This window comes from Acidobacteriota bacterium (assembly GCA_040754075.1).
In the GTDB taxonomy this organism is placed as follows: Bacteria; Acidobacteriota; Blastocatellia; order UBA7656; family UBA7656; genus JBFMDH01.
Window position 1 is genome coordinate 213,739 of sequence record JBFMDH010000003.1, and the last position, 25,868, is coordinate 239,606.

The 25,868-nt window shown below is 49.8% G+C and carries 20 protein-coding genes; 9 read left to right on the forward strand and 11 right to left on the reverse strand.

Annotation, left to right across the window (positions count from 1 at the left end; all coding sequences use genetic code 11):
- Positions 1–21 precede the first annotated feature (21 nt).
- From metH to AB1757_04770, 11 genes are all read right to left on the reverse strand, one after another.
- On the reverse strand, positions 22–3,519 hold the full coding sequence (gene metH, locus AB1757_04720) for a methionine synthase (GenBank protein ID MEW6126346.1): 3,498 nt from the start codon (positions 3,517–3,519) through the stop codon (positions 22–24).
- 16 nt (positions 3,520–3,535) lie between these two features.
- Complete coding sequence (locus tag AB1757_04725; protein ID MEW6126347.1) at positions 3,536–4,975, reverse strand: Eco57I restriction-modification methylase domain-containing protein; 1,440 nt, start codon at positions 4,973–4,975, stop codon at positions 3,536–3,538.
- A gap of 59 nt (positions 4,976–5,034) precedes the next feature.
- Positions 5,035–5,958: a hypothetical protein gene (locus tag AB1757_04730; GenBank protein MEW6126348.1), complete on the reverse strand. Its 924-nt coding sequence runs from the start codon at positions 5,956–5,958 to the stop codon at positions 5,035–5,037.
- 23 nt (positions 5,959–5,981) lie between these two features.
- Positions 5,982–6,377 (reverse strand): hypothetical protein, encoded by a 396-nt coding sequence (locus tag AB1757_04735; GenBank protein ID MEW6126349.1) that lies wholly within the window; start codon positions 6,375–6,377, stop codon positions 5,982–5,984.
- Between the two features lie 99 nt (positions 6,378–6,476).
- Complete coding sequence (locus tag AB1757_04740; protein ID MEW6126350.1) at positions 6,477–7,079, reverse strand: YbjN domain-containing protein; 603 nt, start codon at positions 7,077–7,079, stop codon at positions 6,477–6,479.
- Positions 7,080–7,143: 64 nt separating this feature from the next.
- The gene (locus tag AB1757_04745; protein MEW6126351.1) at positions 7,144–7,710 is read right to left on the reverse strand and encodes a hypothetical protein; all 567 of its coding nucleotides are present in this window, start codon (positions 7,708–7,710) and stop codon (positions 7,144–7,146) included.
- A 167-nt stretch (positions 7,711–7,877) separates the two neighbouring features.
- A complete protein-coding gene (locus tag AB1757_04750; protein MEW6126352.1) occupies positions 7,878–9,707 on the reverse strand; it encodes a bifunctional homocysteine S-methyltransferase/methylenetetrahydrofolate reductase in 1,830 nt (609 codons plus the stop codon).
- 310 nt (positions 9,708–10,017) lie between these two features.
- Complete coding sequence (locus tag AB1757_04755; protein ID MEW6126353.1) at positions 10,018–10,734, reverse strand: hypothetical protein; 717 nt, start codon at positions 10,732–10,734, stop codon at positions 10,018–10,020.
- 123 nt (positions 10,735–10,857) lie between these two features.
- A complete protein-coding gene (locus AB1757_04760; protein ID MEW6126354.1) occupies positions 10,858–12,075 on the reverse strand; it encodes a di-heme oxidoredictase family protein in 1,218 nt (405 codons plus the stop codon).
- Positions 12,076–12,403: 328 nt separating this feature from the next.
- Positions 12,404–13,789, reverse strand: a complete 1,386-nt coding sequence (lysC, locus tag AB1757_04765; GenBank protein MEW6126355.1) for a lysine-sensitive aspartokinase 3 — start codon at positions 13,787–13,789, stop codon at positions 12,404–12,406.
- A gap of 42 nt (positions 13,790–13,831) precedes the next feature.
- Positions 13,832–14,473, reverse strand: a complete 642-nt coding sequence (locus tag AB1757_04770) for a Uma2 family endonuclease (GenBank protein ID MEW6126356.1) — start codon at positions 14,471–14,473, stop codon at positions 13,832–13,834.
- Positions 14,474–14,706: 233 nt separating this feature from the next.
- Between AB1757_04770 and AB1757_04775 the strand changes: the two genes are divergently transcribed.
- The 9 genes from AB1757_04775 to AB1757_04815 all read left to right on the forward strand — a co-directional run bounded on the left by AB1757_04775 (position 14,707) and on the right by AB1757_04815 (position 25,744).
- Positions 14,707–15,051: a hypothetical protein gene (locus AB1757_04775; protein MEW6126357.1), complete on the forward strand. Its 345-nt coding sequence runs from the start codon at positions 14,707–14,709 to the stop codon at positions 15,049–15,051.
- Entirely contained in the window at positions 15,027–16,535 is a 1,509-nt protein-coding gene (locus AB1757_04780) for an aldehyde dehydrogenase family protein (protein ID MEW6126358.1), read from the forward strand. The genes AB1757_04775 and AB1757_04780 overlap by 25 nt, the downstream gene beginning before the upstream one ends.
- Positions 16,536–16,931: 396 nt before the next feature.
- Positions 16,932–18,041, forward strand: coding sequence for an alanine dehydrogenase (gene ald, locus AB1757_04785; protein ID MEW6126359.1), 1,110 nt, complete (start codon positions 16,932–16,934; stop codon positions 18,039–18,041).
- Between the two features lie 228 nt (positions 18,042–18,269).
- Positions 18,270–19,100 (forward strand): esterase, encoded by an 831-nt coding sequence (locus AB1757_04790; protein MEW6126360.1) that lies wholly within the window; start codon positions 18,270–18,272, stop codon positions 19,098–19,100.
- Positions 19,101–19,164: 64 nt separating this feature from the next.
- Entirely contained in the window at positions 19,165–19,374 is a 210-nt protein-coding gene (locus AB1757_04795; protein ID MEW6126361.1) for a hypothetical protein, read from the forward strand.
- Positions 19,375–19,688: 314 nt separating this feature from the next.
- On the forward strand, positions 19,689–20,378 hold the full coding sequence (gene msrA / locus AB1757_04800) for a peptide-methionine (S)-S-oxide reductase MsrA (protein ID MEW6126362.1): 690 nt from the start codon (positions 19,689–19,691) through the stop codon (positions 20,376–20,378).
- 47 nt (positions 20,379–20,425) lie between these two features.
- Entirely contained in the window at positions 20,426–21,622 is a 1,197-nt protein-coding gene (locus tag AB1757_04805; protein MEW6126363.1) for a hypothetical protein, read from the forward strand.
- A gap of 285 nt (positions 21,623–21,907) precedes the next feature.
- Positions 21,908–24,166 carry a S9 family peptidase gene (locus AB1757_04810; GenBank protein ID MEW6126364.1) on the forward strand — a complete coding sequence of 753 codons (2,259 nt, stop codon included), beginning with the start codon at positions 21,908–21,910 and terminating at the stop codon, positions 24,164–24,166.
- Between the two features lie 210 nt (positions 24,167–24,376).
- Positions 24,377–25,744, forward strand: a complete 1,368-nt coding sequence (locus tag AB1757_04815; GenBank protein MEW6126365.1) for a DUF512 domain-containing protein — start codon at positions 24,377–24,379, stop codon at positions 25,742–25,744.
- Positions 25,745–25,868: the final 124 nt, after the last annotated feature.

Sequence of the window (25,868 nt, forward strand, 5' to 3'; positions counted from 1 at the left end):
GTGTACAGGAAATAACAGAAATCAATCTGCCGAGGCTTCCGCTGTCTCCTGAACCCCTACGGAAAAATAGGTCGCGTCCGGGTGATGGAAGACCAATGCCGAAACGCTCGCTTCCGGTTCCATCATAAATCCGTCCGTGAGTTCGACGCCGATGTCTTCAGGGTGGAGAAGTTTGAAAAGCCCTGCCTGCGATTCCAAATCGGGGCACGCCGGATAACCGAACGAATAACGCTTGCCGCGATAACGCGCCTGAAAAAGATTCTGGCGCGACAAATCTTCGCTGTCGGCAAATCCCCACGCGGCGCGAAGTCGCGCGTGCAACCATTCGGCGGCGGCTTCGGCGGTTTCAATCGCTAAAGCCTGCAAGGCATACGAGCGCAGATATTCGCCCTGTTGTTTGGCGGCTTCTGCAAGTTCACGTATGCCGCTGCCTGCCGTGGTGACAAACATCGCGATGTGGTCGCGGCGGATTTCGCCGTTATGAATTTCCAGCGGCAAAACATAATCGCTCAAACACAAGCCGTCATCTTTGCGTTGCCGTGGGAAAGTAAAGGTTTCAATCGGCATATCGGAATTTTTATCGCTGAAAAGGTGAATGCGATTGCCGCTGGACTCGGCTGCAAAAAATTGCCACAAAACACGAACCTGCATCGCCCCTGCGCGACATTCTTCTTTCACCCGTTCGATTTTTTCTTCAAGCTCCAGGGCTTTCTTATCGCCCGCCGCCAGCATATCTTTGAAGCGCCCGCGAAAGCCCAGATGTTTGCCGTAGAGCATTTGCGGATTGATATAGCTCCAGATTTCATCAAGGTCTGTGACCGGTAAAATATGACGCTCCACATCGGGCACCGCAGGGATAGCGACATCAAGCGAAACGCGCGCGCTGCGCTGTTCGGTTTCAAGGGTTGCCGCTGGTGAAGTTTGCACCGTTGCGCCGTTCGCCTGCGCGTTCAATTCGGCAATCAGTTGGGCGCGCGCTCCCGCATCCATCAAACGATTTAAAATATCCAGCCCGCTCATCGCATCTTTCGCGTAGGCGACCGTGCCGTCATAAGCCGGAGCGATTTTCGTGCGGGTGAATTTATCGGAAAGCGCCGCGCCGCCAACCAGCATCGGCAGTTCAATGCCGGCGTCTTTTAAATCCGCAGCGGTGACCACCATCTGTTGCGCCGATTTGACGAGCAGACCCGAAAGCCCTATGGCGTCGGGTCGATGTTCACGCGCCGCAAGTATCAACGTCTCCGGCAAAACTTTAATGCCGAGATTGATGACCTGATAGCCGTTATTTGAAAAAATGATGTCCACGAGATTTTTGCCAATGTCGTGAACATCGCCTTTGACGGTTGCCAGGATGACTTTGCCGCGCGACGAGGTGTCGCTCTTTTCCATGAATTGTTCAAGGTGCGACACCGCGGCTTTCATGGCTTCGGCAGATTGCAACACTTCTGCGACGATGAGTTCGTTGGCGTTAAACAGTCGTCCGACCTCATCCATGCCGCGCATAAGCGCCCCGTTGATAATCTCAAGCGGCGCGGCTTCCTGTAACTTCAAATCCAAATCAGCAATCAGTCCGTCTTTGGTGCCTTCGATGATGTAATTCGCGAGCCGTTCATCAAGCGATAAATTCGATGCAGCGACTTTCACACGTGAAGTCTTATTGCGAAAATGCGCGGCAAACGCAGCAATCGGGTCATCGCCGCGATTCCACAACAGGTCTTCCGCGAGATGGCGTTCTTCTTCAGGGATAGAAGCATAGCGTTCAAGTTTTTCCGAATTGACGATGGCGAGGTCAAGCCCGGCTTTGGTGCAATGATACAAAAAGACCGAGTTTAAAACTTCGCGTCCGGCATCCGGCAATCCAAACGACACATTGCTGATGCCTAAAATGGTTTTGCAAAGCGGCAACGCTTCTTTGATTAATCGCACGCCTTCGATGGTTTCAACGGCGCTGCCGATATAATTCGCGTCGCCGGTCGCGCAAGGAAATACCAGCGGGTCAAAGAGAATGTCTTCCGGGCGAATGCCAAAATCTTCGGTTAAAAGTTTGTGCGAACGCAAAGCGATTTCCAGTTTGCGATGGCGGGTGATGGCTTGCGCCTGTTCTTTGTCTTCGTCAATGCAACCGACAACTAAAGCTGCGCCGTAACGGCGAGCCAGCGGCGTCACCAGTTCAAATTTTTCCAAACCGTCTTCAAGGTTGATGGAATTGATAATGGATTTGCCCTGACAGAAAGTGAGGGCGCGCTCGATTGCCACCGCATCTGTGGTGTCAATCATAATCGGCACTTTGACGATGCGCATCAATTTGTCATAGAAGCGGTCAACATCTATGAGTTCATCACGGTCGGCGTTTTGCAAATTGACATCGATGATGTGCGCGCCGCCTTTGACCTGCTGGCGTCCGATTTCGGCGGCTTCTTCGTATTTTTCTTCGCTGATGAGACGTTTGAATTTGCGCGAGCCGACTTCGTTGGTGCGCTCGCCGACTATCAGCGGGCGATTGTCATCGTTCGCCTCAACGATGTCCATGCCGGAAAAAAATGTGCGATGAATTTTTTTCGGAAGGCGCGGGCGTTTGCCTTCGAGCATTTGCGCGAGCGTGCGAATGTGTTCGTAAGTGGTGCCGCAACATCCACCAATCAGGTTTAACCAACCTTTATCAACAAAGTGTTCCAAGGTTGACGCGAATTCCGTAGGTGTTTCCAGATACTCGCCGGTCACCGTATCAGGCAAGCCGGCGTTCGGATAACACGAGATGCGATGTTCACTAATCTCTGCAAGACTGCGGATATGATCCGTCATGTGTTCGGGTCCGGTCGCGCAATTGAGTCCCAGCGATAAGAGATCGGCATGCATCATTGAGACGGCGAGGGCTTCGGCAGTTTGTCCGGCAAGCATTGCCTGCCCGACCAACTCAACGGTTGCCGAAACCATCACCGGAACGCGCGTACCGATTTCATCAAATAAACGTTCAATGCCGACGAGCGCGGCTTTGATATTGCGGGTGTCAATCATCGTCTCGACCAGCAAAATATCTGCGCCGCCGGCAACGAGTCCTGCCGCCTGGTCGTGAAATGCCGCGGAGAGTTCAGCAAAGGTAATGCCGCCGGTAAGTGAAATCGCTTTAGTTGTGGGACCGATAGAACCGGCGACGAATCGCGGTTTACTTACGGTCGAATATTCGGCGGCGGCTTGACAGGCGAGTTCGGCGGCGCGTTTGTTCTGCTCAAACGTCAACTCTTGCAGGTTGTATTCGGCAAGCACGATGGAGGTGCCGCCGAAGGTGTCGGTTTCGATGATGTCTGCGCCGACTTCGAGATATTGGCGGTGAATGCCGAGCACCACATCGGGGCGCGTGAAGACTAAATTTTCGTTGCAGCCTTCGAGATGCGCGCCGCCAAAATCTTCGGCGTGCAGGTGACAGGCTTGCATAGCCGTGCCGGTCGCGCCATCCAGTAACAGGATGCGCTCGGCTAAAACTTCTTCGAGTAACTTGGTTCGTGACTGTCTATCGGTCATTAGCTAATGCTCCGTTTTAAAAACCATATAGATCTTTAATCAAATTATTGATTTCTGCTTCATGATTTTTGGGATATTCGTGATGGTTCTTTAAAGCAAACAAAATTATTTCTACTGCCGCATTAATTGCAGTCAAAATATCTTCGGGCGGCACAATGAACGGAATTTTTTTTATGTAGTTTGCCGAGTTGTTTGTCGTTGGGTTAATGGTACGAATCAGTTGATTACAAGTCGGTGAATTGAAGAAGGCTAATAGATAAAAAAGCCATCGTGCGTCTTTCGGAAAAACGCCGACGATAGATTGGTCGAATAACTGATTGTCAATTAATGCTGCGCTAATTGACGATGATGAAACCATCGGCACGCCTACGCCGCGCTTGAAATAAAACTGTGAATTCTGGAATCGTGATTTCTTGTCCTGCTTAAAGTGTGCAACCGATTCGACGTGCCAATCCATAAACCAGCAATCCGGTTTGAAATAACGTAAACCACCGCCTTTCATAATCGGCACAAAACAGACAGACGCATCAATTCCATTGAATCGCTGTTCGTCGGTGATTGACGAACGAAAAACTGAGGTGGGATGCACCGTTTCATAATTTTTAGCATTTTTATGTTGCGCGGAAAGCGTTCGTAGAAATTTTTTATCATTACCTGAATAAAATCCGGTTACGCAATCGGCAACATCACCGACGCGAGTTTGGCATTGATTTATTAACCGCAAAACTTTATCGCTGTGGGCTATAAACAAAGCGTAATCAATATTGTTTTGAAGGTCGCTTTGCTTGAAAACGAATGAGGACGAATGCTCAGACTGCGCCAATTCATCAACATTTTTCAAATTGGTAATGACTTTGAAGCGATTATCAGTTCGTTTATTTTCATCTCTGCATTTTTCCAGGGTGATGATGCACAGATTTGAATAACCGAAATTGACCTTTGGAAAAAATGACGAGGGAAACAAACAAATTTCCTTTATACAAGTTGTCTGCAAAATAAACTTCCGCAATTGTGCATGACGATGAAGATTCAAAAAGGTATCGGGAATGATGAAAACTAAAATCCCGGTTTCGCGCAATAATTCAATACAACGATACAAAAAGAGTGCATAGGTTTCTTTGACATACAGGTTGGGGAAAAGTTTTTTGAGATATTTGCGTTTATCAAAGTCTTGCCACGCGCCGTAAGGCGGATTACCGATAATGCGATCATATCCCCTCCCAAGGTTTGTAAGCAAAATCAAGGTTTGACTGGTGAGAGTGTCATCACAGATTACATTGATGTTTTCTTGAAATTGATATTTTGCTTTAAGCGATTCACCGGCTTGCGGATTAAGTTCGTAAGCGTCCAGTGAAAGATTGATGCCTGAGTTGAGCAGGGCATCGACAAACACCCCATCGCCAGCACAGGGTTCCAGTACCCTGACGCTACCTGTGAGCGAAAGTTTTTTGACCATATAACTGACTATCGAAACGGATTTCGTATAGTGCGGTCGGTAAATTTGTTGACTCGGTTTTACCATTTCAAATATTGATCGAGATGATGTCTCCTGAGATGCTCAAAGGTATCGCTTCGTAAATCGTTGTCCCAATCTATATTGCTATCAATCCAAGCTTTCAAATCAAAGCCGGAGAGTTTTTTGATCGCTCCGTAGGTCTCATCGCCGCAATAAGCTTCCCAAATACCTGAGCGTTTAAGAGTTTGAAAGTAGTGATTATTCGTGTCTTCTGCGGCTCTCACCAAAAGCAGGCAACGATAGCGCGCTTCCAGATTTTTGTAGATGGTTGCGACTAATAACAACCGGTTGGTATTGCCTTTTTCATTTGAGCCGAACCCACTTTTGAAATCAATAATGAATTTTTCTCTCCGTTGCTCAAAATGTAAATCCGATTCCAGCTTTATTTCCCCTGAATCAACTAAGCCCCAAACTTTAGCGTAGTATTTTTTTAACTGTGATTTTTGATCAGGAGATAGCCCCAAAGCATCAATATAGTTTTCTATTTCATCGGTAAGGCTTTGCTTCACTTCTGAGAAAAGAGGCGGAATAAATAAGGTGAGTTTCTTCAAAGGATGCTGAAAGCAAAGTTTGCAAAAAGGCTCCCATAATTCGCCGATTCTGCGTGAAAACGCCATATAATCATAAGCCCAAACATCATTGCGAGACTCTATCATAACCACATAACTACAGTAGGCGATCATCAGGCAGCAGCGCAAAATAGCATCATTACTCCACTTCTCAGCGAGGGCTTTTTGCATAACCGCAGCGAGAATGTTGTCCTTTGTTGCAACGATAGCTTTGTTTATCGCCGCCGCTCGTTCTTTGAACTGAGTTGAGCCGTAAGAGAGTTTTATTTCGTCAAGCGATTCACTCGCTCTTTCTCTAAAGTAAGCAAGCAATTCCGCTTTTTTGTTATTCAAAGACCGGTCAATATTAAACATAATATGCACTGTTGCGATATGGTTTAATCAACTTCTTGCACTTCATAGCCCGATTTCCAGAAGGCGGTGAACCAGAAGATCACCCCGGAAAACGCGCCAACAATTAGCAATAAAAAGAACGTGTTGATAAAAGACCAGACCCCAAATAACGGTGCGATGAGTCCGCTTATAAGCCCTGCAAGTGTGCCGCCCGAAACCGATGCGGTCAGCAGCCTGATGCCGCGATAACGCATGAGCGTTAGACAGGGCACAGCAATGAACAGTTGGGCGATGAGGGCAAACAAAAAGAGCCGCAGCATCGGCGATGAACTGCTGCCAACCCAGCTTTGTTCATCACGATAAACGCTTGCTGAAAATACCAGGACTGCCGCAATCATCGGCGTGGTGATTAAACTTAAAATAAATCTTCGTCCGGTCATGTCAATCGCTTCTCTTTAGGCAACTCAAAATTTCCAATAGCCAAAATTGCTATAGGCAATAGACTATTGAAATATTTTTGCCTTTTAACTTTTGCCTTCTTATCGAGTCGGCGGTTTATCTTCGGCGGCTTTCTTGGGGTCTAAAGGTTTATCGGGTTCAAGCCCCAGGAGTTTGCGAATCTCCGGTTTATGTTCGCGTTCGGTCGCGAGCATTGAAAGATAAATCGTATCGAACGCGCTTTTGGTAATCGTCGTGCCGACATTGATGATGTATTTGTAACCGATGTCATCTTCATCATCGACGAAAAACGAACCGATAGAAATTTTATCGTTGGTCGAAAGCAGATAACGATAGACCTCATCTTTGTTGGGAAGGTCGCGGACATTGCCGAAATTATAAATATAAAAACTGAGCAGCGTCTTATTTTTGCTTTGTAAAATGACGATGTTGGTTTTGAGACTGGTCTTGGGGTCAAGGTAATTTGAAACCACCATCGCCGGGCTGCTTTTCGATTCATCGACCGTCGCTCCGGCTTTTGCGACCAACTCTTTGACCTGCTCAATCAAGGTTTTGGGTTTTGGCGGCGCGGCTTTGGGCTTGGGTCGATCAATCTGGGTTTGAGTGATTTCGACCTGCGCGGCGGCTTGAACGGCAAACAGCGTGAGAATAACCAGCACCGCATAAATTATTTTCCTGTTCATTACAATTCCCTCTTCGTCGTTTTATCGCGCACCCAAGACGATGCGCTTATGCCAGGTATAAAAATTAATTCTTGATTTTCGGCGTATCTTTCGCCGCTTTATCCTTATCGGATTTATCTCCGGACTTATCGGCTTCGGGTTTCTGCATATAGGTTTCCATTTTCGGCGTGAACTGGTCGGCAATTCTCAACACTTCGTTGACAGCGGCATTGAAGGCTTCATAGCCGATGCCGTTTTCGCTGGTAAACGTGAAGCGTGTGCCGATGTCGCCTTGCCGGTCAACAAAAAAAGTTGTGAATCCCGCGTAATTTTCTTCGAGTAATTTTTGAAAAAGTTTTTCCTTGTCAGCGACTCGCGACAGGTTGAAATATCTGCCTTTGGATTTTGCATAGACAGTTAAAATTACCGTCAAGTCTTTGCGAATTTCAACATAAAGGTCGAGCCGTTCCGCCGCTTCATTCTCGCGCGTGGTGACCACCAGGGTGTTGTCATTTTTCGGATGCACCACATATTTCAAACCGATTTTATCGAGATAGCCTTGAAGCTGTTTGATGTTTACCGCATCTTGCGCCTCAGCCGACGACGCAAAAAATAAAAATAGAAAAATAAATGTCAAATATCGTTTTTTCATAAAACCTCAAAACCAGTCTGGAGTCTGGAGTCTGGCGTCAGAAGAAGAGCGATGAAGGATGAAGTATGAACGCTGAACTTGGCGGATAGCAACTCTGTTCATCCTCCATCGCTCATATTTTCTTGCTTGGACTCCAGACTCCAGACACCCGACTCCAGACTGTTTGATTATAAAACCGAAAACACATCAAGCGCATATTTCACATTGCCGAAGGGCGCAGAGACCTGTACGCCTTGCACCAGGTCGCGCACTTCCGTAAGCGTTTCGCGGGCAATCGCCAAGCCTTCTTCGCGGGCAGCATCTTTGTCTGTCACTTTCGCCATGCGTTTTAAAATCGCTTCGGGCACCACGACGCCCGGCACTTCGTTTGCCAAAAATTCGGCATTGCGATAACTCACCAGCGGCCAGATGCCTGCAATCACCGGAATCCGGCAGTGCTCGATGCGTTTTAAGAAATTCTTGAGTTGTTCAACATCAAAGGTCGGTTGGGTGATGGCAAATTCCGCGCCCGCTTCGACCTTCCATTCAAACCGCCGCAGTTCATACTCCAAATCTACCGCGCAAGGGTTGACGCCGACGCCCATAAAAAAAGAGGTCGGACTGCCAATCGGGTTGCCGCCAATATCCAAACCGTGATTCAAACGATTGACCATATTCACCAGACCGATGGAATCAATATCAAACACGGCAGTGGCTTCCGGGTAAGGTCCCATCTTAGGCGGGTCGCCGGTGATGATTAACAGGTTTTTAAGTCCGAGTCCCGCTGCGCCGAGCAAATCGCTTGTCATACCGAGCAGGTTTCTATCGCGACAACAATAATGCACGACGGCTTCCATGCCGACGCGCTGTTCAATCAAAGTCGAAACCGCCAGCGCCCCCATGCGTGATTGGGCGCGCGGACCATCAGGGACATTGACGGCACTGACGCCCGCGTCTTTTAAAAGCTTAACGCTTTCCAGCATCTTCGACGGATCGCTGCCTTTGGGCGGCACGATTTCAACCGAAGTGACGAATTTACCTTGGCAAATGCTGCGGGCAAACTGTGATTTTTCGGCGCGCGGCGTGACCTTCACATCTGCGGGTTTATCATCGTGTGAAAGCACATGAACCGTCGTGCGACCGGGCGACATGGCGGCGACGGCGTTGGCAATTTCTTTGATATGTTTGGGCGTCGTGCCGCAACAACCGCCGATAAATTTCGCGCCCGATTGAATGAGTCGCTTGGCGTATTTCGCCATGTAATCGGGTGACGCCATGTACATCAAACGCCCTTCGTATTGACGGGGAAGTCCGCCGTTGGGTTGCGCAGACAATTTGCGGTCGGTGACTTCGCGCATCTTTTCCAGCGCGTCAAGCATGGCGTGGGGACCGACCGAACAATTCAAACCGATAACGTCCGCGCCCCATTCATCCAATCGTTGCGTGAAGAGTTCAGGCGACGTGCCGTAACTGGTGTTGCCATCGTTTTGAATGGTCATCTGCGCAACGATGGGCAAATCGCAAAGCGACCGCACGGCTTTGATGGCTTGTTGGATTTCGGCAATGTCGGAAAAGGTTTCGAGAATGAATAAATCGACGCCGCCTTCAAGCAGGGCGCTCGCCTGTTCGCGAAAGAGTTCCTGTGCCTCTTCGTTTGAAGTTGCTCCGTAAGGCTCGATGCGAATACCTAAAGGGCCAATCGCACCGGCAACAAAAGCCCGTTCGCCGGCGGCTTCGCGCGCCAGGCGCACACCCGCGAGATTGATGTCGCGGATTTTATCTTCGAGTCCGTAGTGTCGCAGCTTGACGCGGGTCGCGCCAAAAGTGTTGGTTTCGATAATATCTGCGCCCGCTTTAATGTATTCGCGGTGAATCCCTAAAATTAAATCGGGTTGCGCGACGTTCAATTCATCGTAGCATTTGTTGATGTATACGCCACGCGAATAAATCATGGTGCCCATTGCGCCATCAAAAACATAAACGCGGTCATCGGTAACGGCTTTGCGAAAATCTTTCATAAGGTTGAGAACTGAGTGCTGAGGACTGAGTTGTAGAAACGATGAAGGATGAACGCGGAACGATGAACTGGAAGATTTCTAATTTGACTTCATCTGTTCATCCTTCATCGTCCCTACAACTCAGTCCTCAGCACTCCTTACTTAAAAATTAAAAGCCTCGCGCTAAACGAACGCGAGGCTTAAAAACTCTCAGGCTGTTTAGCAGTTTTTTAAGTGGAGCAATTCGACCTTAAATCGCCACATTCGGTTATCAACGCTTCAAGCATACACGCCGCGTCAAAGTGAGTCAATTAACAATACCTTGGTCAATTCAATGCGAATTCAAACGCCTCCAGACATATTTTGCGCCGGTGTAGTAAAGAAAACCGGGCTTGCCGTCAAGCGTTTGTTGAATCACCTCGCCGCGCAACTGCGGAAAGCTTTTTATGCGCCGGGCAGTTTTAATCAAAGCTTTTGGGTCTTGAAGCATCATTTGATTGCCCACAGCATTTTTCAGCAGGTAAGTTTGAATCGCCTGAGGGCTGCGCCAGCCTTCTTGCCCGAATCCATGCAAAATCGCCAGCAAGCGGTCCGCAGGTTCGACGCGCACAGGGGCAGGGGCAGGCGGAAAAGGTTGAACGGGTTTTGTCGGGTCTGGCAGCGGGATGTTTTGCGGGTCTTCCAGAATCCAATTGGCAACCTCGCTACTCAGTTCTTGGTGTTTACCCGCAGCCGGTTTGACGATAACCGCGAGGTCTTGGGAATGGTCGCCGTTGAAATCGCCAACCAGGAATTGATGGGCTTCAATCATCACCGTGTCTTTATAGAGGCGGTTGACTGCCTGTTGTAATTCAGTCGGAGTAGGCGGTGGCAGTTTCAAAGTTAAATCAATCGGCTGAGGTTCGGCTGCCGGTAACACCGGTTGAGCAATTTCGACGGGAACTTCGCGTGTCGTGGTTTCAGGTTTGGCGCAACCACCTAGCAAAATAAACACACTCAAAAGGACACTCAGACGCAAAAATATCGCATAGCTTTGTTTAGCTGACATGGCGTTCTCCTTTGTAGAAAGTGAGGGCGGGTGGCGAAGCATCCCCGATGCATGCCGTTCGAGGATGCTTCGGTTATAGCTGATCATTATGCATTCAACCGAATGAATGCAGCGTCGCAAAGTTTAGAGTGAATTGAGAAATTTGATCAGCCGGTTTTTCTGCGTATTCGAGAGCGCGTTGTAATTCGAGATGACATTATTCGCTTCGCCCGCGTGACGCAAAATGGCTTCGTTGCGGTTGACGGTTTCGCCATCGTGCATCAGGCGGTTGCGACTGCGCATGCCCCAGAGCGGCGGCGTGCGCACTTTGTTGCGGGTTGATTGTCCGCCATTTTGCACAATGCCATCGCCTGTGCCGACATTGTGGAGCAGAAAATCGCTGAACGGGTGAATGATTTTGTTGCCAAGCGCCGCAGGAACCGTAAACGCGCCACCGTTAATAACCGTGCCGACAGGTGAGGTAGTGATGGTGCGAACGTGACAGATGTTGCAGCCCACTTGATTGAAAAGGTTGGAACCGGCAACGATGTCGGGGTCGGGACTGCTCGAATTTTCCGCGCCGGGACCGCGCGCCGGGGCTTTGGTGGCGCGCATGAAACGCGCGAAAATTTCGATGTCTTCGCCATCATCTTCGGGGTCAGCCACCGTATCATATGCTGCAATCGAGTTGCCATTGGAAGTATTTTCGGTTGGCTGCAATGGGCTGGTGATACCCATTTCATTCAAATAAGCATCGGCAGAAAACGAAACCAGACTGGCATGTTGATTTTTCCAGCCGAACCGCCCGCCGCGATTGTTGCCTGGGGCTTCGAGCACCGGCACTTGAATGAATTGCCCGCGCATCCCCGGCGGTTGATTGTTGGCAATCGCCACCAGAGTGTTACTGTCTATACATTCAATGTAACCATCGCCCAGAGTGTTTAGCGAGGTGCGAAAGGTGCGCACTTCATTGCCGCCAAGCACACGTTCTTGAATATCGGCATTGATGGCGCGGTCATTGATGAGCGAACCGCCGGGATGGTCAATGAAAATCGAGCCGTTGTAATGTCCTGCCCGCAGTTCGGTAATCTGGCTGATGCCACCGGTCACAGGGTTTTGATGGCATTCGCCACAGGCTTGAGCGTTGTAAACCGGACCCAGCCCTTCGGCAATCGATTCACGCTCGTCAAAGACTTCTTTATCTGCGTCAAAGGTCGCCTGGTCTACCAGCCCATTGGTTAAGTTATCGAAACCGCTTGGCGCTTCGGTTGCCGACTGACTCTCAACCGGCTGTGTCGATACGATGGAAAAGGTGAATAGCACAAAAAAAGAGACGAGAAGGGATATTTTTAGGGTTCTCATCTTCAGGTTTCCTCCTTTAAGAATGTCTGTGAAGAAACAGGTGAGGAAAGCTTCTTCGGTTAAACGAAAAAGGTGAGGTTGTTTGATTTTGCAGATAGGTTAATGGTTTTGCTTCTCTTTTGGTGACGCTATCTTGAGAAACAAGTTTGACGCGGAGGCGATAATACTCCCATTCAATTTCCGGCGCAATAGCCTGAAAAAATTCTCCGAATATTTTTTCGATTCGGAAATGTAAAAACCAAAAGGCTGGTGAAATGAAAATTGATATGCCGGATGGCTGCTAAAAATTTAGCAGCGCAAAGCATCTGCCTTACGCTGCTAAAGTTGTTTAAGCAAATACGGCGGGATCGATTTCGGTGAAAAATTCGCTGTGCAATTTGCGCGCAACCTGTTCGACATCGCGGTCTTCTATCACGAAGGTCAAATTAATTTCCGACGCCCCCTGGCTAATCATGTGAATGTTGACGTCGCCCAAGGCGCTGAACAATTTTCCGGCGACCCCCGGTTTGAATTTCAAATTGTCACCGACGACACAAACAATCGCTTTATGGGTTTCTATGCTCAGTTCGCCGTAGCCGCGCAAATCCGCTTTGATGGCTTCAAGGCGTTCGGTGCTGTCGAGGGTCATCGAAACCGAAACTTCAGAAGTCGTGACCACGTCAACCGAAGTTTGATGGCGTTCAAAGACTTCAAACAGGGCGCGCAAAAAACCATGCGCCATCAGCATTCGCGTCGAATTGACATTGACCACCGTGACCTTGCGTTTAAAAGCAATCGCCTTGATGGAATTTTTTGACGGCGGCGACTCGGCTAAAATCACCGTGCCTTCACAACTCGGATTTTTGGTGTTGAAGATATGCACCGGAATGCCTTTTTCAACCGCGGGCAAAACCGTACTCGGATGCAAGACTTTTGCGCCGAAATAAGAAAGCTCGGCGGCTTCTTCAAATGAAATGACGCGAATGCGCCGCACATCGCTAACGACTCGCGGGTCTGAGGTCAGAAGCCCGTCAACATCTGTCCAGATTTCGATGGCATCGGCAGCGAGCGCCGCGCCGATAATCGCCGCCGAATAATCGCTGCCGCCGCGTCCGATGGTGGTTGTGATGCCGTCTGTCGTTGAACCGATGAACCCTTGCGCTACGGGAACGCGACCGCTTTCGATGATGTGGGCGAGCGCCGCGCGTGTGCGCATCTCTGTGGCTTCCAGACGCGGCGCGGCGCTGGTGAATTTATCGTCGGTGATGACGAAACTGCGCGAATCGACGAGTTCCGCGTGAATGCCGTTTGCCTGAAAGGCGGCGCTGATGATGAGCGATGACAGGCGTTCGCCGAACGACACAATCGCGTCCTGACTGCGCGGCGTCAGTTCGCCAAGCGTGGCAACCGAATGCGCCAGGTTATCGAGTTCGGAAAAATATTTATGAATGTTTTGTTCAACGTATTCGAGCAGATTGGCGGAACCTGCCGACGATAAAAGTTCACGCGCGGTTGCCAGATGTCTCGTGAGCAGGTCATCGATAACGACGCGCGCTTCATCATAACGCCGAGACTGGGCGGTATGAGCAATCTTGAGTAGCGCGTCGGTGACCCGCGACATCGCCGACACCACGACTACGGGTTTTTGCGAAAGTTTGCTCTTAACAATTTCAGTGGTTTGGTTAATCGCTGCGGCATCCTGCACAGAAGTGCCGCCAAATTTCATGACAATCATTTTCTCTTTTCAATACCCGTTTCGTTTTTTTAGTCGGTAAGATTAAATCAATCCCCAGGTTTTCACGACATCGAGAATCGGGGGCAAGCTCTCTTGCCACAACCAATCGACTTTCAAAGTTAATCCTGCAAGCGTGCGACTGTGATAGACGCCGGTTTCATCCGGGGTTATGGCTTCGTAGGTTTTATCTTCCCCCAGACAATAAAACTCGGCTTTTTTGCGCATCGGGTCAATCAACCAATATTCGCGCACGCCGCCTTCTTCGTACTCGTAAAATTTTTCGCCGCGATCACGCACGCGACTTTCGGGGCTGATGATTTCAACCACCAAATCGGCAGGTCCTTCGAGATAATTCTTTTTGAGTCGCGCGAGATTTTCTTTAGCAACAAACAGAATGTCGGGTGAGCGACCATTCAAATGCGGCGCAGTTTTCATATTGAAGGGGTCGTAACGAATCTCTCCCAGATTTTTCGTTTCAACCCAGATACGAAATAATGCAATCAGAAAACTCCCAATGATTTGATGCAAACTTGAAACTGTTCCCATAAACACCACCTCGCCGTTTACCCATTCAACATGTTGTTTATCATCCGCCCATTGCAAAAATTCTTCATAAGTCATCTTGAGCGGAGAAACGACGGTTGGCAGATTCTTGGATGATGCAACTTTTAATTCCTGAACCATAAAGCCTCCTTGAACCGGAGATTCGCCAAAGACGAAAGCCATCGTCATTGTAGCACGATTTTTTGCTTCCGCTTTTGGCGGTTGCTGAGTGCCCTGTAAAAACCGTTGATTGAATCAACCAACTTACAAGATAAAATCCGCAATTCGCAATCCGCAATTGCAGCTTTTGCCTTTTGTGAGCCTTTTTGTTACTCTCGCATATCAATAAACCTGCTCTTCACACACGGGTTTTTATGAAAAAAAAAGACCTTTATTTCATCATCGGCGCGATTGTCATCATCGGCATTTTCGTTTATCTGTCTTACATCGGACGAAAAGCCAAACCGCTGACGGCGATTACTGAACACGCAGGCATCACCGACAAAACCGAACCGGCTTCATGTCTTCCGTGTCACGCGCCGGATTCCAACGTCAAACCGATGCCGGAACACCATCCGAAGAAGGGTCGTCCGCCCGACAAATCCAGTTGTTTTATGTGTCATAAACCGCCCGCGTCAGCGAGCGCCCTATTTTTACCTACTTTTTCTAAAGCTATATCGGAGGGAAAATTTAAATGGCAAAGCCAGCAGCAAAAATAAAACATGAATGCAATTTTATAAACGGCAAGTGGGTCGCCCCCGCTTCCGGTGAGTACCTTGAAAACCGCAACCCCGCAGATACGCGCGAACTCGTCGGGCGTTTTCCGGCTTCAAACGCCGAAGACGTCAATCAGGCGGTCGCCGCCGCCAAAGCCGCTTTTCAAATATGGCGCAAAACTCCTGCGCCGCGTCGCGCCGAAATTCTTTTCAAAGCCGGTGAAATTTTAATCCGTCGCAAAGATGAATTCGCCCGCGCTATGACCCGCGAAATGGGCAAAGTTCTTAAAGAGACCAGCGGCGATGTGCAGGAAGCCATCGATATGACTTACTTCATCGCCGGTGAAGGTCGCCGCCTGCACGGGTACACCACGAAAGCGGAACTGCCGAACAAAACCGCGATGTGCGTGCGCGAACCCATAGGCGTTTGCGGACTGATTACGCCGTGGAATTTTCCAATGGCAATTCCGTCGTGGAAAATTTTACCGGCGCTCATTTGCGGCAATACCGTGGTCATCAAACCCGCAGAAGACACGCCGCTTTCGACCTATAATTTCGTCGAAGCCTTAATTGAAGCAGGCGTTCCCGCAGGCGTCGTCAACATCGTTTCCGGTTACGGCGAAGCGGCAGGCGCGGCGCTTACCAATCACCCCGATGTGCGCTTGATTTCGTTTACGGGTTCAACCGACACCGGGCGCATTGTGGCAACCGCCGCCGCGCAAACCGACAAGATTTGCTCGCTTGAGATGGGCGGCAAAAATGTCGTGATGGTGATGGAAGACGCCGACCTTGAACTCGCGGTTGAAGGCGTTTTGTGGGGCGCGTTTGGCACTTCGGGTCAACGTTGCACCGCAGCCTCGCGCGTCGTAGTGCATAAACGGGTCGCCAAAAAATTCACCCAGATGTTAGTCGAAGGCGCAAAAACTTTGCGACTCGGCAATGGACTCGGCAATAAAACCGATGTCGGTCCGGTCATCAACGAAGAGGCGATGAATAAAATTCTCGGCTACATCGAAATCGGCAAAACCGCAGACCGCGCTAAACTCTTGTGTGGCGGCAATCGCGCCACCAAAGGCGAGTTGAAATACGGTTATTTCATCGAGCCGACCATATTTGGCGGCGTCAAGCCTGCGATGCGCATCGCCCAGGAAGAGATTTTCGGACCCGTGCTTTCGATTATCGAATGCAAAGATTTGCAAGACGCCGTCACCATTGCCAACAGCGTGAAATATGGGCTTTCGGCTTCGATTTACACGCGTGATGTCAATCGCGCTTACCAGGCAATGGAAGATTTGCAGACCGGAATTTTTTATGTCAACGCTTCGACCATCGGCGCAGAAGTTCACTTGCCGTTTGGCGGCGTGAAAGCCACCGGCAACGGTCATCGCGAAGGCGGCTTACAGGTCTTGGATATTTTCTCCGAGTGGAAAGCCGTTTACGTCGATTATTCGGGCAAATTGCAACGCGCCCAGATTGATAACCAGTGAATTAGTTCGTAGTCCGTAGTCCGTAGCCTTTGTTTTTGAGTTTTTTGCCGTAAACGAAAGATTGTGATGATGAAATAACTATGGACTATGGACTACGGACTACGGACTTCCTGCTTATTCAACTTAGGTCTGGAAGTCCGTAGCGCAATGCAGGCATTTCGTGAAACCGAATTGGCAAAAAGCCTGAACGCGGTTTATCAAATCGAAGGCAATAAGCGCGTTGACATTTCTGAAGTGACTCAAGTGCTGCGCGATTGAAATAGAAACCCCCCTTCACCATGCAACGGGCTTCAACTTATAAAAATCTCTCCGCGCCGTTTCGTTATTCCTGCAAAACATCGTAAAATCGAAACTCATAAATCAGCCTTATTACAAAATAAATCTGGAGACTTACGAATGAAAATCGGACTACCAAAGGAAGTGAAAGATAATGAAAATCGCGTCGGACTCACGCCTGCCGGGGTCAAAGCCCTCACCGACGCCGGACACGCTGTCCTGGTGCAGAAATCCGCAGGCGAAGGTTCGGGCATCACCGACGCCGAATACGCGCAAGCGGGCGGGCACCTGGTTGACCCCGCCGCCGAAGCCTGGGACGTCGATATGGTCGTCAAGGTCAAAGAACCGATCCCTGCGGAATACGGTTTTTTGCGTGAAAATCTTTTGCTTTTTACTTACTTGCATCTGGCTCCCGCGCGTGAACTCACCAAAGCATTACTTGATAGCGGCACCATCGGCGTCGCTTATGAAACCGTCACCAACGACAAAGGTCATCTGCCACTGTTGACCCCGATGAGCGAAGTCGCAGGTCGTATGGCTGTGCAAATCGGCGCGTATTATCTAGAAAAAGTCAACGGCGGACGCGGCGTATTGATGGGCGGCGTTCCCGGAGTTGAACCGGCGCAGGTGACCATCTTGGGCGGCGGCGTGGTCGGCACCAACGCCTGCAAGATGGCAGTGGGACTTGGCGCAGCCGTCACGCTGATTGACCGCGACCTCGACCGATTGCGCTACCTTGATGATATTTTCGGAAGCCGCATTCGCACGCTGGCTTCCAATCCTTACACCATTGCCGCATCGGTAGCGCAATCGGATTTGGTTATCGGCGGCGTTCTCGTGCCGGGGGCGGCGGCTCCGCGACTGGTCACCCGCGATATGCTTAAAACCATGCCGACGGCTTCGGTGATTGTTGACGTTGCGGTTGACCAGGGCGGTTGCATCGAAACTACCAAAGTCACAACCCACAGCAACCCGACTTACTTTGTTGACGGGGTGTTGCATTACGGCGTCGCGAATATGCCGGGCGCGGTGCCGCGCACCTCGACCTTTGCGCTGACGAATGTGACCATGCCGTTTGCCGTGAAGCTTGCCAATCTCGGTGTGGTTGAAGCCATCAAACGCGACCCGCATCTCAAACGCGGCGTCAATACTTTTAAAGGCAAATGCGTTTACGAAGCTGTCGCCATTGATCAAGGCATCGAATACACGCCGATTGACAGTTTGATTTAATCCAGGTTGTCGGTTGTTCAAAAAGGGGATTAGCCTGTGGTAAAGCCACAGGCTAATCCCCGCAGCGCCTCCCGCGCCTTTCTTTGCGTTTTGGCGTGAAATAGCTTTTATTCACCTACACCAGCCTGGTTGTTGTTCCTTCTTGAACTTTTACCTTGCCCGATACTTTTTAAGACTTTTTCGGTCGCATTCAAATCAAAACCTTGAAACTGATTTCAGGAGATATTTATGCGATTGATGAGAGCCGCGTTTATTGTCACTCTACTTTCGGTTATCGCCGTCGGTTTAACCATCAAATTCAAATCCGGAGCGCACGCATTCAGATTCAACGAAGGCGGTCAAAATAAGACCTTCACGGTTGATGGCGTCGAACGAACCGCGATTATCTACGCCAATACGGAAGCCGCGCCGAAAGCGGGCGTGCCGGTGGTGTTTTTCTTTCACGGACACGGCGGCAATTCACGCAACATTGACCGTCGCTACCAGCTAAACACCCTCTGGCGTGAAGCGGTGTGTGTTTATCCGCAAGGACTCACGGGCGTGCAAGGCATTACCGACCCGGAAGGCAAAAAAACCGGCTGGCAAAAAAATCCCGGTGAACTCGGCGACCGCGATGTGAAATTTTTTGACGCCATGCTTGCCGGACTGCAAAAAGCTTACCGGATTGATATGAATCGCATTTATGTGATGGGGCATTCAAACGGCGGGCGGTTCGTCAATGTCTTGTGGAAGATGCGCGGCGAACAACTTGCCGCCATTTGTTCCGTAGCCGGGCAGGGCGGCTTGATGATTCAAAACGCGGTGCCGAAATCCATCTTCATGATTGCCGGGGAGCGTGACCCGCTGGTGCCCTTTGAAGGACAAAAACGCAGCATGGATGTGGTTCGCAAAGTGTTAAAGACCGACTCAACAAAAGCCAAAACCGAAGGTTTGATGACCACAGAACCCGGCACGAATGGCACAGAGCTTGTCACCTACCTGCATCCCGGCGGGCACGAATTTCCTCAAGAGACCTTGCCGGCGATTATCAGTTTTTTTAAACGTCATCCCAAAGCCTGAACGTTGAACCGGCGGGTTTATTGGTCTATCTTCTCTGCGACGAATTCACAGGGAGGCACAGACCATGAGAGATGAAAGCCAGGAGTGGCAATTGCGTTGTCCAAAATGTGGACGCGCTAAAACCTACGCGGAACTCGGCGGCTACCGCGCGGGCGCAGCTTCAAAAGGTAAACGCCTGCTCGGTTGGTGCAGCCAGTGTCGCTGGTTTCGCTGGGCGATTGTTGAACGGGTCCCCGCCAAAGATAATGTTGCAAATACCCCGGCAAGCGATTGAGCAGGCATTTCTTTCAAAACTTCGTTTCCACTGAATGAGCGAATCAATTGGTTTTTATAGAAGAAATCGTTCTTGCCTGAATGGGAAAATTTACTTCGCGGATTGGGAGCTTGACTGAGAAAAACCAATCCTGCAAATCCGTTTCATCCGCTGAATCCGAGGATAAATTATCGCCTTTCGCAACTGTGCGCTTGCGCTTTTAGCGACACCTGTGAAATCCCCTGGAATATAAAGCCCAACCGAATGATTTATTCTCAAGATTGCCAGCGCGAATTCTATGAGGCAAAATTTCCGAGAAAAATCAGGAGAACGCCATGCGTAAATTATTTTTTAGCTTTTTAATCCTGCCGCTTTTTGTAGCCGCGCAAATCAGTTGCGCCGCCGCGCAATCTTCAACCTCAGAAGGCAAAGAATCAACCAAAGCCGCAACCAGTGAAACCACTGCAACCGCAGAAGGCAAACAGGTCGCCACCCTTGCGGGCGGCTGTTTCTGGTGCACCGAAGCAATCTTTAAAGAACTGCGCGGCGTCGAGCGGGTGGAATCGGGCTATTCGGGCGGCTCGGTTAAAAATCCGACCTATGAACAGGTTTCAAGCGGGACGACCGGACATGCCGAAGTCATTCAAATCACCTTTGACCCGACAGTCGTTTCATTCAAGGAACTTCTTGAAGTTTTCTTTGTCACCCACGACCCGACGACTTTAGACCGGCAGGGCGCAGACATCGGCACGCAATATCGTTCAGCAGTTTTTTACCATTCAAAGGAACAGAAAAAAATTGCCGAAGAGGTCATCAAAGATTTCACCGCGCAGAAGCTTTACCCAAACCCGATTGTCACCAAACTTGAACCCTTCAACGCATTTTATAAAGCCGAGGAATATCACCAGAATTATTACGAGCGCAATCCTGAAAAAGGTTATTGTCGCATCGTCATCGAGCCGAAGGTTTTGAAGTTTCGCAAACAGTTTATCAATAAGCTCAAAAAAACCGAGCAGTCGCAATAAACCCGTTCAACGAAAAGCTGCACGAAAATCAATTTCCGGAGTGATTGATGGTGAAAAAGGCGAGCCGTTGTTTAGCAATTTTTATAACCTTGCTTTCGCTTACGGTTTCGCTTTTTTCAAAGCAATCATCAACCGATAAATCGCCGCTTGCGCCGGATGCCTCCGGCAAAAACCAGGCGCAAAAACAATCCGAAAAGCAAACCGCACCTGCGGCATTCACCTATCAAAGCGAAACCGCAGACCGCGACATTGCCGCAATCTACGCGCCCGATTTTTATCAAGCCTATGCCGAAAAGCGTTTCGATTACCTCACCAATTTTGACTTCGATGGCGACTGGCGCGGCGACAACAACTGGGCGAATGCCGGTAAAGCGGAATTTGCGATGAAGGCGTTCATCTATTTCGCGGTGAGCGAAACCGCTACCCATTACTTCATTCACTACGCGGTCTTTCATCCACGCGATTACAAAGGCGGTGAACGGCGCGGCATGATTTTGAGCGAAATGATTCGCGAAGGCGCGAAAATCGGCACTCAGTATGACCCCACCGGCAAACTTGATGAAGCAGTCCTGGCGCACGAAAACGACATGGAAGGCTGTCTGGTCGTGGTGGAAAAAAATCTCAACAAACCGAAAAAATCCCGCGTCGCTTATGTTGAAACCCTCGCGCATAACAAGTTTTTGAAGTATGCGCCGGACACAAAAAATCTCAAAGGCGTACAGACAATTCAATTTGAAGGCAAGCGCCCGCGATTGTTCATCGAAGCCAAAGGTCACGGCATGGCGGCTTACACAGGCAAAGAGAAAGAGGTCGTTGAGAAAAAATATTTGCTCTATTCCTTCACCGGCGAATCCGAAAACCCCGAAGAAAAAAATAGTCCGGCTGTCGGGTATGATTTGCTGCCGCTTTACAGCACGCTCTGGAGTCGCGCACAGAATACGCCCAACGAGACGTTTGGCGAAGCGCAGGAATACCAAGGTGTAAAGCTGGTCAAGTCGTTGAACGAAACCAAAGCGGATGAAAAATCCGTGGAGTTGAATAAACTCGGTTCGGCGTTTTCAGGTAAAGTCGGCGCAGAAAACATGGCGCGACCGCCCTGGGGTTGGTTCGATAGCAGTGAACGCGAGAGACCTCTGGGCGAATGGTTTTTTAACCCTGCCGAAACTATCAAACGCCATTTCAAACAGGATGAAAAATTTGCCCTGACCTATACGCACAATCCCTTTTCAGGCGTATTTCGTTAAATTGACCGCGACAAAATTTTCCGTCGCGTGTAAGCTTGCTTTTCCAGCCGTCATGGCAACGACCTGCTGCGAGTTCAATGTCGAAAAATAATCGCTGAAATAAAATTCTCTGCGACCTCTGTGAAAGCCTCTGGGTTCTCTGCGGTTACTTTCAACCGGAAATATGAATCGCAAAGAATACAGAGGAAACCTCAGAGGACGCGGAGGTATTCGCGGCGCGCGTCACTTGTCGAATTCGCAGTTCATTAAAATTTGCATGACAACATTACTTCTCGGAGAAAATTTATGAATCGCCAACGCCACTTTCTGGTTTTGCTAATTATCTTGTTCATCGCGCAAATGGGTTTCGCGCAACAAACGGCAACCGACCCGTCGCGCCTCACGCTTGAGCGCATCTACAGTTCAAATGAATTCACTCCTAATTTTTTGCCGCAATCGCGCTGGATTGACGGGGGCGCGGGCTACACGACGCTTGAAGCTTCAAAGACTGCACAAGGACGCGACATTGTGCGTTACGACACGGCAACCGGCGGGCGCGCGATTTTGGTTGCCGCAGAAAAATTGATTCCCGCAGGACAAAATGCGCCGCTGGCGATTCACAACTACATCTGGTCGCCCAGCGGCAAACTGCTGATGATTTATACGAATTCGCAAAAAGTCTGGCGACTCAATACGCGCGGCGATTACTGGGTATTGGATTTAAACACCGGCAAATTATCCAAACTCGGCGGCGACGCCAAGCCCGCGACCTTGATGTTTGCCAAATTTTCCCCCGACAACACCCGCGTCGCTTATGTGCGCGAAAATAATTTGTATGTTGAAAACCTCGCTGATCATCGCATCACCCAACTTACCTCTGACGGTTCGCGCACCATCATCAACGGGACATTCGATTGGGTCTATGAAGAAGAGTTGGATTTGCGCGACGGTTGGCGTTGGAGTCCCGACAGTAAACAAATTGCTTACTGGCAACTTGATGCTGAAGGCGTGAAAAATTTCAACCTCATCAACTACACCGACGAACTCTATTCCAAAGTCATTCCCATTCAATACCCGAAAGCCGGTGAAAGCAATTCGGCGGCGCGCATCGGCGTGGTGAGCGCCGTAGGCGGCGCGACCCGTTGGATGCAGGTTCCGGGCGACGCGCGCAACAATTACCTGGCGCGCATGGATTGGGCGGAAAGCGCGGCTGAACTCATCATTCAACAACTCAATCGCCTGCAAAACACCAACACCGTGATGCTCGCTGATGCGAAAACCGGAGGTGTGCGCGCGGTTTTAACCGAAGTGGATAAAGCGTGGGTGGATATTTACGGTGATGAAGTGACCTGGTTTGATGGCGGCAAAAGTTTTTTGTGGGTGAGTGAACGCGATGGCTGGCGACACGTCTATGTGATTTCGCGTGATGGCAAAACGACGCGCCTGGTGACCAAAGGCGAATATGATGTGGTGAGCATTCAAAGCGTCGATGATGCGCAGGGATGGTTATATTTCATCGCTTCGCCGGAAAATGCTACGCAACGGTATTTGTATCGCGCGAAACTCGATGCGAGCGGTAAAGCCGAACGCCTGTCGCCTGCAAGTCAATCCGGGTGGCATTCGTATAACATTGCGCCGAATTCCAGTTGGGCATTTCATACCTATTCATCATTTGGCGCACCGCCGCGCACAGAACTGGTGCGACTGCCGGAACACACCGTGGCGCGGGTGATGGTTGATAACGCGGCGTTGCAGGCGAAAGTTAAACAACTCAAATTGGGAGCCAGCGAATTTTTCCGCGTCGATATTGGCGAGGGGCTGCAACTTGATGGCTGGATGATTAAACCGCCGGATTTCGACGCGTCGAAAAAATATCCGGTGCTGTTTTATGTTTACGGCGAACCGGCGGCGCAAACCGTCACCGATAACTGGGGCGGTGGAAATTATCTCTGGCATCAGATGCTTGCCGGTGAAGGTTACATCGTGATGAGCGTCGATAATCGCGGCACACCTGCGCCGCGCGGACGCGAATGGCGAAAAATTATTTATCGTCAATTCGGGCTGGTGGCTTCGCAGGATGAAGCAAATGCCGTTCGCGCGATTTCGCGCTGGCCATTTGTTGATGCAACGCGCATCGGCATATGGGGATGGAGCGGCGGCGGTTCATCTACGCTGAATGCGCTGTTTCGTTTTCCCGAGGTTTATCGTATGGGCATGGCGGTTGCGCCCGTAGGCGACCCGCGTTATTACGACACGATTTATCAGGAACGTTATATGGGACTTCCGCAAGACCACCCGGACGAATATAAACGTGGCGCACCCGTGACCTTTGCTCATCAGTTGAAAGGTGACCTGTTAATCGTGCATGGAACGGGCGATGATAACGTGCATTATCAAAATTCGGAGGCGGTGATTAACGCGCTCATCAAAGCCAACAAACCATTTACCATGATGGCTTATCCGAATCGCACACATGGAATTTTTGAAGGCGAGAATACCACGCGCCATCTGTTTGAACTGCTCACCAGATTTTTGCGCGAGAAGTTACCGGCGGGCGGGCGATGACGCTGAGGTGTGAAAAGTTAATGCTTGATTAGAAAATAGCGAGTAACGCGAAACCGGCTACTGTAGCCGGTTTCGCGTTTTAAGGTTGAGGTGATGTTCGCCGCACGCTCCAATGAAATGCCACCGGGCTTTGGTCGTTTTATGAGGGGTCGCGATGTGCAACAACCGCAACCCTGACGCTCTGATGCTTTCTTGTTATACTGAAAGCTTATGTACAGCGAATTATTCGAGACTCTCTATCCCATCAACCTGCTCAAGCGCGAAAAGGGCGTGGTGGTATCGGGCGTTGACCCTTTTGCGATTGGCGAAGAAATCGGCATCGAAGTTGGCGACAAAATCCTGAAGGTCAATGATAATGAGGTGCGCGACTTTCTCGATTTTCAATACTTCACCGGCTCTGAGGATTTCGTCTCGCTCGACATCATTAAAAAATCCGGTGAGCCTGTGAACCTCGAGGTTGAAATCGGTGAAGGCGAGATTTGGGGATTGGATTTTGAATACTTCACGCCGCGTCAATGCGCCAACGATTGCATCTTCTGTTTCTGTAATCAAAACCCGAAGGGGGCGCGCGAATCGCTGTTTTTTAAAGACGAAGACACGCGCCTTTCGTTCCTGCACGGCAACTACACCACTATGTCTTCGATATCGAAGATGGAACTTGACCGCATCGTCAGTCAACGCTTGTCGCCGCAATATGTCTCGGTGCATGCGACCGACCCGGAGGTGCGCCGTTATCTGCTCGGACGTAAACGCCCTGATGATATTCTCGGCAAAATGCGCTATCTCAAGGAGCAGGGCATTGAACTGCACGCGCAAATTGTTCTGTGTCCGACCATCAATGATGGCGAGGTGTTGAAGCGCACAGTCAATGATTTGGCGGAACTCTTTCCTGAACTCAGCTCGGTTGCAGTGGTGCCGGTAGTGTTTACCAAATTGCATAACTATGCGCATTTGATGACTGCCGTAACCCCTGAGTTTTGTCGTTCGCTGATTAAAGAAGCAGGTCGTTGGCAAAAAGAATTTCGCCAACGCCTGGGTTCGACCTTTGTATTCTTAGCGGATGAATTTTATTTGCGCGCCGGACAGCCTCTGCCTTCGCGTAAACATTATGGCGAGTATCCGCAGATTGAAGATGGCGTCGGCATGGTGCGGCGTTTTGTTGAAAGTTCTAAGAAAACCCTGCAAAAAGCGCGTCCATCATTCATCAAACGCGGCGGCTTATACGGCACCGTGGCGACGGGCGAATTGTTTTACCCGATTCTTTCCCGGTTTGTTGATGAAATGAATGAGCGTTGGCAGACCCGTTTAAAAACCGTTCCGGTAAAGAATCATTTTTTTGGTGAAGAGGTAACCGTTGCGGGACTCCTGGCGGGCGGCGATTTTCTCCAAGCGAAAGATAATGTCGCAGGTGAATTTTTAATTGTTCCCGAACAATCTTGCTTGAAAGCAAATCATATTTTTCTTGATGATTTAACCCTTGAAGATTTAGCGCGCGAATTGAATCTTCCGGTCGTTTCAGGCGGGGCAACGCTGATGGATATGGTGGAAACCGCTGCAAGCCTTGGCGACCCACAATAGCCTCAAGTTGATGACGCGGCTTTTCACAACCCGGTTTATTAATCAATCCGTATCCAATTTTTCGTAGAGCTATCCAGATTTTTGGAGAAATTCCTTGTCTTCGGGTTTCCGAAAGATTGCCAAT